Below are 16,242 nucleotides of genomic sequence, written 5' to 3'. Positions count from 1 at the left end.
GAGATGGAGAGCTACCGGAGAGTGGCCGACGAGGTGACCGCGGAGATCGCGGCCGGGCGGCTGCGGCCGGGAGACCGGCTGCCCCCGCAGCGTGACTTCGCCCGGCAGCGCGGCATCGCCAACTCCACCGTCGCCCGCGTCTACGCGGAGCTGAACCGCCGCGGCCTGACGGTCGGCGAGGTCGGCCGCGGCACCTTCGTCCGGGCCTCGGTCCGGCATTCCGGGCCCGCCTTCACCGAGCCCGGCGACTCCCGGGTCGACCTGGAACTCAACTATCCCGTCGTCCCCGAGCAGCCCCGGCTGCTCGCCGACGGCATCAGGTCGCTGCTCCGGCCCGACGTCCTGCAGTCGTCCATGCGGCCGGTCGGCGCGGCCGGGACCCCGCACGCCCGGGACGCCGTCGCGGAACTGCTGGGCCGCCGGGCGTGGCGGCCCGATCCGGCTCGGGTGCTCTTCGCCGGCAACGGCCGCCAGGCCATCGCGGCCGCCGTCGCGGCGCTGGTCCCGCCGGGCGGGCGGCTGGGGGTCGAGGAGCTCACCTATCCCGTCGTCAAGACGATCGCCGGGCGGCTCGGGGTCACCCTCGTCCCGCTCGCCGTCGACCGCGACGGGCTGATCCCCGAATCGGTGGCCGAGGCGGCCCGCAAGGCCCCGCTGAAGGCGATCTACCTCCAGCCCACGCTGCACAACCCGCTGTCGGTCAGCATGCCCGTCGAGCGCCGGGCCGAGCTCGCCGAGCTGCTCCCGAGGCTGGGGATCCGCGCGGTCGAGGACGTCATCTGGTCGTTCCTCCGCGACGACCTGCCGCCGCTCGCCGCGCTGGCGCCCGACCACGTGATCCTCATCGACAGCCTCTCCAAGCGGCTCGCGCCCGGCCTGACCGTCGGCTTCGCCGTCGTCCCCGAGGCCGCCGTGCCGGGGGTGACCGCGGCGCTCCACTCCGGCGGCTGGACGCCGATGCGGTTCGCGCTGGAGGCGGCGGCCAAGTGGACGGCCGACGGCGTCGTGCGGTCGGTGACCCGCGACAAGACGCGCGACGCGACGGTCCGGCAGGAGATCGCCGCCCGGCGGCTGGGCGGGTTCACCCTCCACAGCGACCCCCGCTCCTATTACTGCTGGTGGGAGCTGCCGCCCCCGTGGCGGGCCGACACGTTCGTGGCCGCCGCCGCCAGGCACGGCATCGCCGTCACCCCGGCGGCGGCCTTCGCCGTCGGCAACTACCGGGCCCCCAACGCGGTCCGGCTCGGCCTGGCCTCTCCCCCGGCCCCGACGCTGGAGCGGGCGCTGGCCGCCCTGGCCGGGCTCGCCCTCTCCTCACCCGAGGACGTCCTCGCCGAATGAGGTGAGCAGCCGGGCGTGCTCCTGGAGGGAGCGCACCCCCACTTCTCCGCAGGTCAGCGCGTCGATGCCCTGGATGGCGGCGGCCAGCGCCTGGACGGTGGTCAGGCAGGGCACGCCCCGGGCGACGGCGGCGGTGCGGATCTCGTAGCCGTCCATGCGGCCGCCCGCGCCGTAGGGGGTGTTCACCACCAGGTCGACCTCGCCCTCGTGGATGAGGCCCACGATCGTGGGCTCGCCGTCCGGCCCGGGACCGTCGCGGTGCTTGCGGACGACGGCGGCCTCGACCCCGTTGCGGCGCAGCACCCCGGCCGTGCCCTCGGTGGCCAGCAGCGTGAAGCCGTGGTCGGCGAGCGCCCCGGCCAGGAAGACCATGGCCCGCTTGTAGCGGTCGGCGACCGAGATGAACACCGTGCCCTTGGTGGGCAGCGCGCCGTAGGCGGCGTTCTGCGACTTGGCGTAGGCGACGCCGAAACCGGCGTCGATGCCCATGACCTCGCCGGTCGAGCGCATCTCGGGGCCGAGCGCCGTGTCGGTGCCGCGCCCGGAGGCGTCCCGGAACCGGGTCCAGGGCAGCACCGCCTCCTTGACCGAGATGGGCGCGGTCAGCGGCAGGGTGCCGCCGTCGCCGCGGGGGCGCAGCAGTCCTTCGGCGCGCAGGTCCGCGATGGTCGCGCCGAGCGAGATGCGGGCGGCGGCCTTGGCCAGGGGCACCGCGGTCGCCTTGGAGACGAACGGCACCGTGCGCGAGGCGCGCGGGTTGGCCTCCAGGACGTACAGGACCGAACCGGCCAGGGCGAACTGGATGTTGATCAGCCCCCGCACGCCGATCTCGCGGGCGATGGCCTCGGTCGAGGCCCGGAGCCGCTCGATCTCGCCGCTGATCGTCATCGGCGGCAGCACGCAGGCCGAGTCGCCGGAGTGGATCCCGGCCTCCTCGATGTGCTCCATGACGCCGCCGAGGTAGAGCTCGACGCCGTCGTAGAGGGCGTCGACGTCGACCTCGATCGCGTCGTCGAGGAAGCGATCGACGAGCACCGGGCGGTCGGGGCCGATCTCGGTGGACTCGCCGATGTAGGAGGCGAGCCTGGCCTCGTCGTACACGATCTCCATGCCGCGCCCGCCGAGCACGTAGGACGGGCGCACGAGGATCGGGTAGCCGACCTCGTCGGCGATCGCCTTGGCCTCCGGGAAGGAGGTGGCGGTGCCGTGCTCGGTGCCGGGCAGCCCGGCGCGGGCCAGGACACGGCCGAACGCGCCCCGGTCCTCGGCGAGGTGGATCGCCTCCGGCGGGGTGCCGGCCACCGGGACGCCGCCGTCCTTGAGCGCCTGCGCCAGGCCCAGCGGGGTCTGCCCGCCGAGCTGCACCAGGACCCCCGCGACCGGCCCGGCCCGCTCCTCCGCGTGGACGACCTCCAGCACGTCCTCCAGCGTGAGCGGCTCGAAGTAGAGCCGGTCGGAGGTGTCGTAGTCGGTCGACACCGTCTCCGGGTTGCAGTTGACCATGACGGTCTCGTAGCCGGCGTCGTGCAGCGCGAAGGAGGCGTGCACGCACGAGTAGTCGAACTCGACGCCCTGGCCGATGCGGTTGGGCCCCGAGCCGAGGATGATCACCGCCGGCCGGTCACGCGGCGCGACCTCGCTCTCCTCGTCGTAGGAGGAGTAGAAGTAGGGCGTGCGGGCGGCGAACTCGGCCGCGCAGGTGTCGACGGTCTTGTAGACGGGCCGGACGCCGAGCTCGTGGCGGATCCGCCGGACGTCGGGTTCGCCCAGGCCCCGCAGGGCGGCGATCTGCGCGTCGGAGAACCCGTGCCGCTTGGCGTGGGTGAGCAGGGCGGCGTCCAGGGCGGGCGCGTCCGCCACCTCGTCGGCGATCTCGCTGATGAGGAAGATCTGGTCGACGAACCAGGGGTCGATCCGGGTCGCCTCGACGATCTCCTCCCGGCTCGCCCCGGCGCGGACGGCCCGCATGACGGCGGTGATCCTGCCCTCGGTGGGCCGCCGCACGGCGTCGAGCAGCCCGTCGAGGGGACCCCGGGTGAAGGAGAACTGGCTGTCCTTCCGCTCCAGCGACCGCAGCGCCTTCTGCAGCGCCTCGGGGAAGTTGCGCCCGATCGCCATCGCCTCGCCCACCGACTTCATCGTGGTGGTGAGGGTCGGGTCGGCCCCGGGGAACTTCTCGAAGGCGAACCGGGGCACCTTCACCACGACGTAGTCGAGGGCCGGCTCGAACGAGGCGGGGGTCTGCCCGGTGATGTCGTTGGGGATCTCGTCGAGCGTGTAGCCGATCGCCAGCCGGGCCGCGATCTTGGCGATCGGGAAGCCGGTGGCCTTGGACGCCAGCGCGCTCGACCGGGAGACGCGCGGGTTCATCTCGATGACGATGATCCGGCCCGTCGCGGGGTCGACGGCGAACTGGATGTTGCAGCCGCCGGTGTCCACGCCGACCTCGCGGATGACCGCGATCCCGATGTCGCGCATGATCTGGTATTCGCGGTCGGTCAGCGTCATCGCGGGCGCGACGGTGATGGAGTCGCCGGTGTGCACGCCCATCGGGTCGAGGTTCTCGATGGAGCAGACGACGACCACGTTGTCGTTCCGGTCGCGCATCAGCTCCAGCTCGTACTCCTTCCAGCCGAGGATCGACTCCTCGATCAGCACCTCGGTGGTGGGCGAGAAGGTCAGCGCGACGCCCGCGATGCGCCGCAGCTCCTCCTCGTCGTGGGCGACGCCCGACCCGGCCCCGCCCATGGTGAACGACGGGCGGACCACGACCGGATATCCGCCGAGCCGGGCCGCGCCCGCCATGACCTCGGCCATGGACCGGCAGATCACCGAGCGGGCGGACTCGCCGTGGCCGATCTTGGCGCGGACGGCCTCGACGACCTCCTTGAACTGCTCCCGGTTCTCCCCCTTGCGGATGGCCGCCGCGTCGGCGCCGATCAGCTCGACGCCGTACTTCTCCAGCACGCCCGTCTCGTGCAGGGTGATGGCGGTGTTGAGCCCGGTCTGGCCGCCCATCGTGGGGAGCAGCGCGTCCGGGCGCTCCCTGGCGATGATCTTCTCGACGAACTCGGGGGTGCCCGGCTCCACGTAGGTGGCGTCGGCCATCTCCGGATCGGTCATGATCGTGGCCGGGTTGGAGTTGACCAGGATCACCCGCAGCCCCTCGGCCTTGAGGACCCGGCAGGCCTGCGTGCCCGAGTAGTCGAACTCGGCGGCCTGCCCGATGACGATCGGCCCCGAGCCGACCACCAGGACCGACCGGATGTCAGTGCGCTTCGGCACGGTGTCTCCCTGTCATCGTCTGGGTCATCGTCTCCCCATCATCGCCACGAAGTGGTCGAACAGGTGCCCCGCGTCGTGCGGCCCGGCCGCCGCCTCGGGGTGGTACTGGACGCTGAGTGCCGGCCGGTCGAGCAGCACGAGTCCCTCGACGACGCCGTCGTTGAGGCAGACGTGGGAGACCTCGACCCGCCCGTACGGCGTGGCCGTCGCGCCGTCGAGCGGCGCGTCCACGGCGAAGCCGTGGTTGTGCGCGGTGATCTCGACCTTCCGGGTGATCCGGTCCTGCACCGGCTGGTTGATCCCGCGATGGCCGTATTTGAGCTTGTAGGTGGCGAAACCGAGCGCGCGGCCCAGCAGTTCGTGGCCGAAGCAGATGCCGAAGAGCGGGGTGCCCCGCCGCAGCGCGGCGTGGACCACGCTCAGGTCGGCGGTGTCGGGGTCGCCGGGGCCGTTGGACAGGAAGACGCCGTCCGGCTCCAGCGCGTAGACCTCCTCGACCGTCGCGGTGGACGGCAGCACGTGCACCTCGACGCCGCGTTCGGCCATCCGCCGGGGGGTCATCGACTTGAGGCCCAGGTCGACGGCGGCCACCCGGAAGCGCGGGTGGCCGAGTGCGGGGACCACGTAGGGTGCGGCGGTCGAGACCTCCCGCGCCAGGTCGGCGCCGAGCATCTCCGGCGCGGCGCGGACCCGGCCGAGCATCGCGGCCGCGTCCGTGATCGCCGGGCCGGAGAAGACGCCGACCCTCATCGCGCCGCGCTCACGCAGGTGCCGGGTGAGCGCCCGGGTGTCGACGCCGCTGATGCCGACGACGCCCTGGGCCGTCAGGTCCTCGTCCAGGCTCCGCCGGGACCGCCAGCTGGACGGGACCCGCGCCGGGTCGCGCACGACGTACCCGGCGACCCAGATCCGGCCCGACTCGGGGTCCTCGTCGTTCATCCCGGTGTTGCCGACGTGCGGCGAGGTCATCACCACGACCTGGCGGTGGTACGAGGGGTCGGTCAGGATCTCCTGGTAGCCGGTCATGCCGGTGGAGAAGACCGCCTCGCCGAAGGTCTCCCCCACGGCCCCGAAGGCGCGGCCCCGGAAGACGCGGCCGTCCTCCAGGACGAGCACGGCCGCCGTCACCGGACGCACGCCTGGTGGCGGACGGCGGCCGGGGTCAGCGCCGGGGTCAGCGGCGCGCACTCCAGGTGGAACCGCTCGGCCGTCCGGACCACGGCCCGTTCGACGTCCCCGCTGGAGTCGCCCCGGAACCGGAACCGGGCCCCGACGTGCTCGTATCCGCCGACTTTCGGGATCACGTCGCCCACCGGCGCGATCACGTGCGCGTACGGCCCCTCTCCCGGCGTGGCCGGTTCAGGCAGGTCCCAGCCGACGACCCGGCACGGCGCGGCCACCGGCGTCGGCACCAGCAGCCACCCGCCGGTCCGCCACTCCGCCGGCACCGGCAGGTCCGGCCGCCGGCCGAGCTGGATGTCCACGGCGGCGCGCATCAGGTCGATGCCGTGGACCTCCCGCCACAGGAACGGGATCTCCGCGCCGCCGACCCGGTAGCCCGACTCCAGGAAGGTCAGCCGGGGGCCGCCGCCGGGGGCGGTCCCGACGAACACCTCGTGGTGGAAGACCCACGGCTCGTCGCTGAGCGCGCCCGCCACGGCGGCGGTGAACTCCTCCAGCGCCGGCAGCAGCCCGGCGTCGTCGACCTCGACGGAGCCCAGGGCGTCGCCCCTGGTGAAGCCGACGCAGGTGTTGACGTAGCGGGAGGCCCGCCAGGGGCCCAGCCGGTCGCCGGTCCACAGCCCGTCGACGTGGTAGACGGCGTCGCCGCAGAACTCCTGGACCAGCCGGGGTTCCGGCGGCAGGCGGCGCAGCGCGGCCAGGTCGGCCGCCGAGCCGAGGCGGACCACGTCCCTGCTGGCGGTGCCGTTCCTCGGCTTGACGATCAGCGGCCAGCCGTGTTTCTCCGCGAAGGCCAGCACGGCCTCCTCGTCGGGGGCGTCGGCGTAGGCGGGGGCCGGGATCCCGGCGGCGGAGATCACGTCGGCCATGACCAGCTTGTCGCGGAAGCGGGCCAGCCGCCGGGTGTCCTGCCCGCCGCACCCCACGTGCTCCCTGAGCAGCGCCGCGATGTCCAGGTCGCCCTCGTTCAGGGCGACGATCCGGGCCGGGGGGCCGTACAGGGCGGTCAGTTCGCCGAGCGCGCCGAGCACGTCGGGGACGCGGTCGGTGGCCGGGACGACGTGGACCGCCGCCGCGGCGGCCGGCACGGAGGCCACGCCCAGTTCCGTGGTGACGTAGCTGACCCGGTGGGCGTCGTGGTCGACGTAGTCCTGGTAGAGCGCCTGCCGGTCGCGCCAGCGGTGGATGATCACGATGTGCTCGCCGGGGTGCTCGCTCATGCGTCCTCCGTCCTGGACAGGTCGTGGATGCGCCGCACGGCGTAGGTGGCCGAGACCACGGCCGCCCGCGCCGAGCCGAGCGCCTCGCAGGCCGACTCCAGGTCCCCGGCCGGCAACCGGCTGACCACGTCGGCGGCGCAGTCGATCAGGTGCAGGGCGGCCTGGGTGAGCGACTGGTCGGCGGTGGAGCGTTCGGCGACGAGCCGCCGGGCGGTCCGCAGCTGGGTGACGGAGTCCGCCATCTCGGCGGAACCGATCGTGGTCACGGCCTCGTCCGGAAGTGGATCCTGTCGTTGGCCCGGTCGCACCGGGCCACCGCGTCCGCCGCGTCGGCGCCGGAGGCGATCACGTAGCCGGAGACGCAGTCGGCCACGGTCAGCAGCGGCGGCACGGTGTCCCCCGCGTTCTTGCCGATCACCGCCGCCACCTCGACGTCGGTGAACTCGTCGAGGTAGGGCAGGAAGACCAGCGGCACCTCGCCGGGGGGCACGGTCCTGACCACGTCGGCCGCGTCGTCGTCCACCTCGACGGCCGTGATCGTGCCGGGCTCGGGGGTGAAGAACCGGACGGCAGCGCCGCCGCGCGGTTCCGGCGAGGTCTCCGGCAGCGGGTCGATCCCGAGCGGGACGGTGAGGAACATGCGGTTGAGGTCGAGCCCGAAGGCGCGGCGGACCAGTTCGGGCGCGCCGCTGCCGGCCAGCCGGGCGTGCGACTCCAGCACCCTCGGCCCCTTCGGGGTCAGCACGAACTCGCTGTGCGAGGGCCCCTCGGTCAGCCCGACCGCGTCGAGCAGCCGCCGGGTCAGCTCGAACAGCTCCTCCCGGTGGGGGGCGGCGACCCGGCTGGGGGTGCTCACCTCCCACTCGACGTAGCGGTCGTTCATCCGGTATTCGGAGTAGCCGATCGGCAGGTGCCGCCCGCCGAAGGAGAAGGAGTCCACGCTGACGACGGGGCCCTCCAGGTACTCCTCCGCGATCACCAGCGTGACCCCCGCCTCCGCCAGCGCCCGCCACGCCCGCTCGGCGTCCTGCCGCCCGGCGACCGGGTGGATGTGCAGGCTGGCCACGCCGTCGGCGGGCTTGACGATGACGCGGTCGCCGATCTCGGCCTGGAACCGCACGACGTCCTCGACGCTCGTGACGTGCCGGTAGCGCACCGGGCTCAGGTCGTGGCGGTCGAGCAGCTCGCGGGTGAGGACCTTGTTCTTGAGGGCGCGGGCCGTCGCCTCGCTGACGCCGGGCAGGCCCAGCGCGTCCACGACGAACCCGGTCGACTCGCCCGCGGGCTCGGTCGTGGTGAGCACCCGGTCGAAGGGGCGCTCCTCGTGCATCGGCTTGAGCACGTCGAGGATGGCCTGGCCGTCGGTGATGGAGACGTGCACGACCTGCTCGCAGTGCTGGAGGACCGACTCCTCGTAGGCGCCCTTCTCGTGGAAGAGCACGACGTCGACGCCCAGCTCCTTGGCGCCCGCCACGGGAGCCGGCCGTCCGCCGATCACTGCCACCCGGTACGTTCCCGGCATCTCTACTCTCCTTGGATTCGTGGTCGGTGGGGCTCAGGCGACGTAGCAGCGGCGCAGCCAGCGGGCCGCCGACGCGGGCCCCGGCGTGAACTTGCGCCTGCGGTGCAGCACCCGGTAGTTGTCGAAGGCCATGAACACGCCCGACTCCAGCACCAGCTCCTCGGCCGGCACCGTCCCGAGCGCCTCGCACCAGCGGTCGAGCGCCTCGACGGCCGCCGAGGTCAGGCCGGTGGTGGAGCCCCGGTCGTAGCGCACCCGGTAGCGGCCGGCCGCGTCGAAGCTGAGCACGGAGGTGTTCCTGAGCGGCTGCGTCCGCTCGCCGTCGTTGGAGGCGGGGGCCCTGACCTCGAACTCCGGGGCGGTCAGCCGGTCGACGGTCTCCTGGTCGAGCCGGATGACCACGTCCTCGACCGCCGTCAGCTCGGTCGGCACCCGCTCCTCGTTGCGCAGCGCCATGAAGGTCAGGTACTGCGGGATGAACGGGCGCGGGTCCGAGCCGGGGATGCCGAACGGCTGGTGCGGGTTGTCGGAGTGCCAGAAGAACTCCGAGTCGGCGCCCCAGGAGCTGGTCAGCCCGGCCGCGGCCGGGTTGGGCACGACGTTGCGGATGAGACGCCCGTCGTTCTCGAAGTCGACCGCGAACGGCGTGGTGCGCAGCAGCCGGATCAGCCCCAGGTGCAGGGCGTTGGTCACCGCGAGCTCGGGCTCGTCGCCGAACCCGTTCACCGGGGTCGCGGGCAGGTTCTCCTGCGTGGGGAGGTTGGCCACCACCAGGGCGTGGCTGCCCGAGTCGGTGAACAGGTCGATCCCGTGCAGGACCTCGCCGGGGAGGTATCGGCGCAGAGCGTGGGCGCCGATGCCCGCGAGGATCGTGTCGTCGATGTCGGAGTCGAGGGAACTCTTGGAGACCCGCTCGGTGATCTCCTTGCCCAGGATGTCCCGGACCCCGTCCTCGATCTGGTAGCGGAGTATCCGCCGGAAGTTGGTCATCGCTGCCTCCGGTCCGAAGGGATCCAGTAGGTGGTCGCGTCCGCGTCCGCGCGCCGCGACAGGGGGTCGCGCACCAGCCGGGTGAGCAGCCCGGCCGGGGTGACCACCAGGTGGTAGAGCAGGAAGAGCAGGAAGGTGCGCATGTCGTTCCGATCAGTCCAGGGGGATTTCGGTACGCCAGTCGGACTGCTCCGACCACTCGGGCTGCTCGCTCTTGTCCAGCAGGAACCCGCCGATCGCGAGCATGTCGATGTCGGTCCGCATGAAGCAGACGTAGGCCTCCTCGGGCGTCCGCACGATCGGTTCCCCGCGGACGTTGAAGGAGGTGTTGACCAGCACCGGGCAGCCGGTCCTCGCCTTGAACGCGGTGAGCAGCCGGTGGTAGGGCGGGTTGCTCCGCCCGTCGACGGTCTGGACCCGCGCGGAGTGGTCGACGTGGGTGACCGCCGGGATGGTCGAGCGCCGCACCTTGAGCAGGTCCAGCCCCGTCGCGCCGGACTCGGGGACCTCCAGCTGCTGCGCCGCCGCCACCCGCGCCACCACCAGCATGTACGGGCTCTCCTGGCGGAGGTCGAAGTAGTCCTTGGCGTCCTCCGCCAGCACGGCCGGCGCGAAGGGGCGGAACGACTCCCGGAACTTGATCTTCAGGTTCATCGTCGACTGCATCCGGGCGTCCCGGGGATCGCCGAGGATCGAGCGGGCGCCGAGCGCGCGCGGCCCGAACTCCATGCGCCCCTGGAACCAGCCCACGATCTTGCCGTCGGCCAGCCCCTCCGCCACCTGCGCGGCCAGCTGGCCGGGGTCCAGCCGCCGGTGCGGGATGCCGTTGGCGGTCAGGTAGGCGCCGATCTCCTCGTCGTCGTAGGCGGGGCCCAGCAGCGACCCGGCCATCGCGTCGTGCCCGGTGCCGAGATGATCGCGGGTGGCGCCGCGCTCCATCGCGACGGCCTGGGCGGCTCCCAGCGCGCCGCCCGCGTCGCCCGCGGCGGGCTGGACCCAGACCTCGTCGAAGATCCCCGCGTCGATGATCTTGCCGTTGGCCACGCAGTTGAGCGCCACCCCGCCGGCCAGGCAGAGCCTCGACTCTCCGGTCCGCTCACGCGCGGTCCGGGCGAGCCGGAGCATCACCTCCTCGGTGACCTGCTGCACGGAGGCGGCGAGGTCGAACTCGCGCTCGGTGAGCCGCCCCTCGGGGTCGCGGCGCGGCCCGCCGAAGAGCTTCTCGAAGGCGCCGCCCGTCATGGTCTGGCCGCGCAGGTACTCGAAGCGGCTCACGTCCAGGCGGAAGGTGCCGTCGGGCTTGATGTCGATGAGCGTGTCGCGGATGAGGTCGGCGTAGCGCGGTCTGCCGTACGGGGCCAGGCCCATCAGCTTGTACTCGCCCGAGTCGACCTTGAACCCGCAGAAATAGGTGAACGCGGAGTAGAGCATCCCCAGCGAGTGCGGGAACCGCAGCTCGGACAGGGGCGTGAGCTCGGTGCCCCGGCCGTGCCACAGGGTGGTGGTCGCCCACTCCCCCACCCCGTCGACGCAGAGCACGGCGGCCGACTCGTACGGGCTGGGGAAGAACGCCGAGGCGGCGTGCGACTCGTGGTGGCGGCGGACCGAGACCTCCGGCACCCGCCCCCGCCCGAGCTTCCGGAGCTCGCGGTGCACGGTCCGGTCGGTGTGCCGTTTGCCGTTCCTGGCCAGCCAGGGCGGCAGCGCGTCGCGGAAGAAGGGGAAGGCGGTCGGGGCCGCGCCCGCGAAGGTGGCCAGCACCCGGCGGAACTTCAGCCGCGGGTCCTCGTAGTAGGCGACGGCGGAGATGTCGTCGAAGCTCACCCCGGCCTCGTCCAGGCAGTACTCCACCGCCCTGGACGGGAACGCGGCGTCGTGCCGTTTCCTGGTGAAACGCTCCTCCTGCGCCGCCGCGACGGGCACGCCGCCGGCGACCAGGGCGGCGGCGCTGTCGTGGTAGAAGGCCGAGATGCCGAGAACGAGATCGGACATGGTGCTGCTCCTCTCCGTACGAGTCTCCGTACGAGGGTTCGATGGCGGGACGCGCGTCACCGACGGCCGGCGAACGGGAAGAGCGGCGTGCCGCGGCGGGTGGCACGGCGCGCGGCTCTGCGTGCGCCCCGGCCGCTGGGCGGGTTGAGCGATCGGTAACCCGCCCGGACCCGCTCCCAGGTCTCGGCCCGGGATCCCGGCCCGGGGGCCTCGGGCAGGCCGGCGAGGAGGATGTCGACCGCGTCGGCCGCCCACGCGGAGTGGCCGGTGGCGACGTTGTCGATCGTGTTGTGGATGTCCACGAAGCGCGTGTTGAAGCCGTAGCGCTTCAGCGCCAGCCGGGCCCTGCGGTAGGTGCCGCCCACCCCCGACAGCTCCATGGCCAGGTTGAGGCCGAGGACCTCGGGGAGGAAGGTGCGGGGGAACCGCCCGACGCACAGCCAGTAGACGGGCAGTTCGAAGGACTCGTCCCGGAAGCCCGGCCAGCGCGCGAACTCGGGCGACGCGGTGGGCGGCAGGTCGACGTCCATCTCCTTGAGCACGGCCCGGTAGATGAGCGGATGGTTGAGCTTGGCCAGGCCGTTGCCGAGCTCGTCCCAGTAGGTCTGGAAGAGGGCGTGGCCGATGTCCGACGACGCGAGCTCGTGGTCGGTGAAGCCCTGCAGCCAGCTCCCGTCGATCAGCGTCAGCGGCGCGGTCTGCACGGTGTCGTCGACGACGTCCTCCCGCGAGGGCAGCGGGACCTCGGCGTTCTGCTCGAACTCCGCGCCGTGCCGGTCGTGCTGGGTCTGGAGCCAGGGGCGCAGTCCCTCGCGTCCCCAGACCGGGGGCAGCGGCATCGCGCCGCCGTCCATGCCGTAGCGGGAACGTGCCAGCCAGCCCTGCACGTACTCCAGGCACCAGGAGCGGAGCGCCGGGGTGTCGGTGCGGACCATCAGCAGGTGGTAGGCCTCCCGCACGTCGGCCGGGGCCCTGCCCGCGGACCAGGGTCCGGCCCGCAGGGCCCGGGCCACACCCGCCGCCGTCGCCGGGGTGGCCCGGCCGCCGCCGGTTCCCGCCGTCTCCGCCGGGGCGGGGGCGGCCGGGAGGGAGTCGATCCAGCGGCGGATGACTGTGAGGTCGTCGGGCGAGAACACCCGGAACATCGGCCCGCGCTCGCCGACCAGGCCCTTGACCAGCGCGCTCGCCTCCGAACGGCCGGGCTTGACGAGCTTGCTCCGCGACAGGGCGGCCAGCAGGCCCGACGGGTCGGTCCGGGCGTCGGTCAGCCAGGCGGCCAGCGTCCGGCCCTCCAGTTCGAACCCGTGGTGGTAGACCGCGCCCTCCCTGGCGCGCAGCCGCATCAGGTCGGCCATGTCGTAGGCCGGGTCGGACGAGGCCGTCAGCTCGGCGTGCAGCGCCTCGGCGTGGTCGCGCAGCGCGGCCAGCGCCCAGGAGAAGCCGAGCAGCACGGCCGCCTCCGCGGCGGGTCCCTCCCGGGCGACCAGTTCCGCCACGACGGCGCGGCTCTCGTCCACCGGCGGCGGGTCCTCGGGCCGCCGGGCCGCCGACGGGTCGACCACGGCCCAGTCGGCCGCCACCGGCAGCGCCTGCCTGACCATGGTCAGCGCGGGCAGCAGCCCCACGGTCCGCAGGCACAGGTCGGCGCCGAGCAGCTCGCCCCGGAAGTCGTCGGGGCGGCGGCTCATCACCAGCAGCAGGGCCGGGATCGTGTACGCGCCGTCGGCGACGCGCGGGTCGCCCGCCAGCCGCGCGAGCGGCACCGCGTTCTCGGACAGGCGTAACCGCCGCAGCAGGTCGAGATAGGCGTCGCCGCGCGAGGCGCCGGGGTGCCCGACGCCCACGTCGGACGCGTACAGGGCGAGGATCCGCAGCACGAGGGCGTCGTCGGCGTTGCCGGGGGCGCTCAGCCACTGGAGCCACGCCCCGGAGGCGAGGGCCAGCGGCGCGCACCCCAGCGCGGCCCTGCGGACGAGGACGCGGCGGCCCTCCTCGTCGGCCGTCCGGTCGGCCAGTTCCCGGAACCTCGCTCCCTCTTCGGCCGCCCAGCCGGCGGCCCGCCGCAGCAGGTCGTCGAGTGCCGCCGGGCCGTCGGGAACGTTCCGGCGCAGTTCCGCGCGGACCTCCTCGACGAGTTCACCGGCGGGGACGTACGCCTCGGGGTCGGCGGCGCGGGCGTACAGCCAGCGGGCCGCCACGTTCGTCTCCATCATCACTTTCACCTCCCGGTCTGGACCTGGGCCGGTCTCAGAACATGGGGTAGATGGACGCGTCGTTCTTCTTCCTGGCGCGCTTCTTGCGCCGGAACACCCTGTCGACGATCTTGCGCAGGAATGACATGCCGAATGACTCCTCGGATGGGGTGGGACAGGTCAGGAGAGGCCGAGCGTCGCGGCCAGCAGGCCGGCGACCACGTCGTGGCCCCTGTCGGTGTAGTGGGCCCGGTCGACGTAGATCCAGTCGTCGCCGGTCACGGCGTCGGCGACCACGGGGTTGAGGTCGTAGAAGCGCACGTCGCGCTTCTCGCAGCCGACGCGGATCGCCTCGGCGAACTCCCGGGCGACCTCCGGGGTGGAGATGTCGCCGTAGAGCTCGTCCCAGGTGCCGAGCTTGGAGATGCGGTCGATCTCCTCGAAGAGGAGCTTCTCCTCCGGCGACCACGTCTTGCCCGTCCACAGGAACATCGGCTGCAGGACGTAGGAGATCCGGGCGGCGGGCCCGGCCACCCGTCGCCACGTGTCGAGATGGCGCAGGGTGAGCTCGGCCGCCGAGTCGATGACCTGGCCGATGTCGTGGCGCACGTCGTCGAAGGTGGCGACGCGCGACCGGGTGGACCGCTCGGCGCGCTTGCCGAAGACCTTGGAGTGCTTGCGGTTGCGCTCCTTCAGCTCGTCCATGGCCTCGAAGTACTCGCCGCAGAAGAAGAAGGCCCCGTGGTCGCCCTGCTGCCACTCGGGCAGCCGGCCGACCGTCAGGTCGTTGAGCCCGCTGAACAGGACGACCTCGTCGATCTCCGGCAGCAGGTGCCGGTAGAGCGTGAAGAGCAGGACCTCCTGGGTGGAGTTGTAGCAGCGGCCGCTGAAGTTGAGCCACGGGTGGGACGGCGCGTACCTGCTCCACAGCAGCGACGCCAGGGTGTGGCGGTCGTCGGTCGCGCCGATGCCGAGCGCGCTGGAGCCGCCCGTGATCACCCGGACCGGGCCCGGCCCCTCGATCGCGGCGGCCGAGGCCCGCTGACCGTCGGGGCCGACGGAGAAGCGGAAGCCGTGGCGGTCGGTGTTGATCGTCGGGGAGGTGAAGTGGGGGTGGTGGAAGTACATGAGATAGGGCTGGTAGTTGAGGTCGGCGGGGTCGAAGAACCTGTCGTACTCCCGCATCTGCGGGGTCAGTGCCTCGCGCTGGAGTCTCACGGGCTGCACACTCCTTCGGTCAGGGCCGGAACAGGGGGCCGCGGTGGAGCCGGTGCTGGGCGGCCTGGGCCAGCGGGCGCACGACGAGCCGGTCGACGTTGACGTGCTGCGGGAGCCCGACGACCAGGGCCACACACTCGGCCACGTCGTCGGCGGTCAGGGGGCGGTCGACGCCCTCGTAGACGGCCGCCGCCCGCGCGGCGTCGCCCCGGAGGCGGTTGAGCGCGAACTCCTCGGTCCGCACCATCCCCGGCGCGACCTCGACGACCCTCACCGGCTCGCCGTTCAGTTCCAGCCGCAGCGTCTCCACCAGGGCGTGCTCGGCGTGTTTGGCGGCGCTGTACCCGCCGCCGCCCTCGTAGTTCACGGACGCGGCGGTGGAGGTGATCGTGACGATCGTGCCGCCCGCCCCGGCGCGCAGCAGCGGCAGCAGCGCCTGGGTCACGTGCAGCGTGCCGAGCACGTTGACCTCGTACATGCGCCGCCAGTCGTCCGGGTCGGCGGCGGCCACGCTCTCCGCGCCGAACGCGCCGCCGGCGTTGTTGACCAGCACGTCGCAGGCGTCGAGGCCGGCCGCGAAGCGCAGCACCGCGTCCTGGTCGGTGAGGTCGAGCGGGCGCACGCGGGCTCCGGTCTCGTCCGCGAGCGCCTCCAGCCGGCCGGTGCGCCGGGCCACCCCCACGATGTCGAACCCGTCTTTCACCAGGCGGCGGACGGTCGCCGCACCGATGCCGCCGCTCGCTCCGGTGACCACGGCCACACGGGACACAGACATCACCACTCTCGGTAAATATCGCTGTCAATACGGCGTCCATGGATATGAACATCGCCGTCAAAGGAAATATCAGAATGTCGCGCGCGCAGCACTGCGCGTCCCGATCGAGGCATTCATTGGCCCGATCGCGCTCATCCTCAATCAATGAAACATATGACGCTCAGGTGAATTGCACCGAGGTTCTTCGGTGCATTCATCCTCCATCGGCAGGTGCCCCTCCAGGCCGATCCGGGAAGCCGGTGACCATCGGGCGACACCCCGCAGCAGGTCTCGTGTGCAAGGGAATCCCCCGAAGTCGACTGATGGCTTTCCGCACCGGGCGGAGGTCGTTCACGCTGGTAGGGGCAGTCTCGTCAAGGTCGGCCCACCAGCGTGCGGGCGAGGTCCAGCACGCACTCAATTGCCCGCTTTCGTATTAGACTGACCGAGTTTGGCGCTGTCAATAGACGCAGTTGTTTCGGTCTTCTCCCGCTATGACGGAAGCTGTCACAAATGCCGCCGGTGAGCACCGAGGAGGGATTTTCA

The 16,242-nt window shown here is 72.6% G+C and carries 12 protein-coding genes; 1 reads left to right on the top strand and 11 read right to left on the bottom strand.

Going from position 1 to position 16,242, the window contains the following annotated elements:
• Positions 1–3 precede the first annotated feature (3 nt).
• Positions 4–1,341: an aminotransferase-like domain-containing protein gene (locus AW270_RS10395; RefSeq protein ID WP_061293217.1), complete on the top strand. Its 1,338-nt coding sequence runs from the start codon at positions 4–6 to the stop codon at positions 1,339–1,341.
• Here the strand turns inward: AW270_RS10395 and carB are convergent.
• The 11 genes from carB to AW270_RS10345 all read right to left on the bottom strand — a co-directional run bounded on the left by carB (position 1,315) and on the right by AW270_RS10345 (position 15,711).
• Complete coding sequence (gene carB, locus AW270_RS10390; protein ID WP_061293214.1) at positions 1,315–4,626, bottom strand: carbamoyl-phosphate synthase large subunit; 3,312 nt, start codon at positions 4,624–4,626, stop codon at positions 1,315–1,317. The genes AW270_RS10395 and carB overlap by 27 nt on opposite strands.
• Before the next feature lie 24 nt (positions 4,627–4,650).
• Positions 4,651–5,763 carry a glutamine-hydrolyzing carbamoyl-phosphate synthase small subunit gene (gene carA, locus AW270_RS10385; protein ID WP_061293212.1) on the bottom strand — a complete coding sequence of 371 codons (1,113 nt, stop codon included), beginning with the start codon at positions 5,761–5,763 and terminating at the stop codon, positions 4,651–4,653.
• Complete coding sequence (locus AW270_RS10380; protein ID WP_061293210.1) at positions 5,751–7,028, bottom strand: ATP-grasp domain-containing protein; 1,278 nt, start codon at positions 7,026–7,028, stop codon at positions 5,751–5,753. The genes carA and AW270_RS10380 overlap by 13 nt, the downstream gene beginning before the upstream one ends.
• Positions 7,025–7,294: a hypothetical protein gene (locus tag AW270_RS10375; RefSeq protein ID WP_218009155.1), complete on the bottom strand. Its 270-nt coding sequence runs from the start codon at positions 7,292–7,294 to the stop codon at positions 7,025–7,027. Before AW270_RS10375 ends, AW270_RS10380 begins: the two co-directional genes overlap by 4 nt.
• Positions 7,291–8,550, bottom strand: a complete 1,260-nt coding sequence (locus AW270_RS10370; RefSeq protein ID WP_061293208.1) for an ATP-grasp domain-containing protein — start codon at positions 8,548–8,550, stop codon at positions 7,291–7,293. Before AW270_RS10370 ends, AW270_RS10375 begins: the two co-directional genes overlap by 4 nt.
• A gap of 33 nt (positions 8,551–8,583) precedes the next feature.
• A complete protein-coding gene (locus AW270_RS10365) occupies positions 8,584–9,540 on the bottom strand; it encodes a TauD/TfdA family dioxygenase (RefSeq protein WP_061293206.1) in 957 nt (318 codons plus the stop codon).
• Positions 9,537–9,683, bottom strand: coding sequence for a hypothetical protein (locus AW270_RS39480; protein WP_169807284.1), 147 nt, complete (start codon positions 9,681–9,683; stop codon positions 9,537–9,539). The genes AW270_RS10365 and AW270_RS39480 overlap by 4 nt, the downstream gene beginning before the upstream one ends.
• Positions 9,684–9,693: 10 nt before the next feature.
• Positions 9,694–11,532: a carbamoyltransferase family protein gene (locus tag AW270_RS10360; RefSeq protein WP_061293204.1), complete on the bottom strand. Its 1,839-nt coding sequence runs from the start codon at positions 11,530–11,532 to the stop codon at positions 9,694–9,696.
• Between the two features lie 56 nt (positions 11,533–11,588).
• A complete protein-coding gene (locus tag AW270_RS10355; protein WP_061293202.1) occupies positions 11,589–13,745 on the bottom strand; it encodes an iron-containing redox enzyme family protein in 2,157 nt (718 codons plus the stop codon).
• A gap of 159 nt (positions 13,746–13,904) precedes the next feature.
• Positions 13,905–14,942, bottom strand: coding sequence for an SGNH/GDSL hydrolase family protein (locus AW270_RS10350; RefSeq protein WP_061293200.1), 1,038 nt, complete (start codon positions 14,940–14,942; stop codon positions 13,905–13,907).
• A gap of 19 nt (positions 14,943–14,961) precedes the next feature.
• Positions 14,962–15,711 carry an SDR family oxidoreductase gene (locus AW270_RS10345; protein ID WP_218009154.1) on the bottom strand — a complete coding sequence of 250 codons (750 nt, stop codon included), beginning with the start codon at positions 15,709–15,711 and terminating at the stop codon, positions 14,962–14,964.
• Positions 15,712–16,242 lie beyond the last annotated feature (531 nt).

The organism is Herbidospora cretacea (assembly GCF_001570605.1).
Taxonomy (GTDB): Bacteria; Actinomycetota; Actinomycetes; order Streptosporangiales; family Streptosporangiaceae; genus Herbidospora; species Herbidospora cretacea.
Note: the sequence above shows the minus strand (reverse complement) of the source record. Positions and strands in the feature narration are given on the sequence as shown.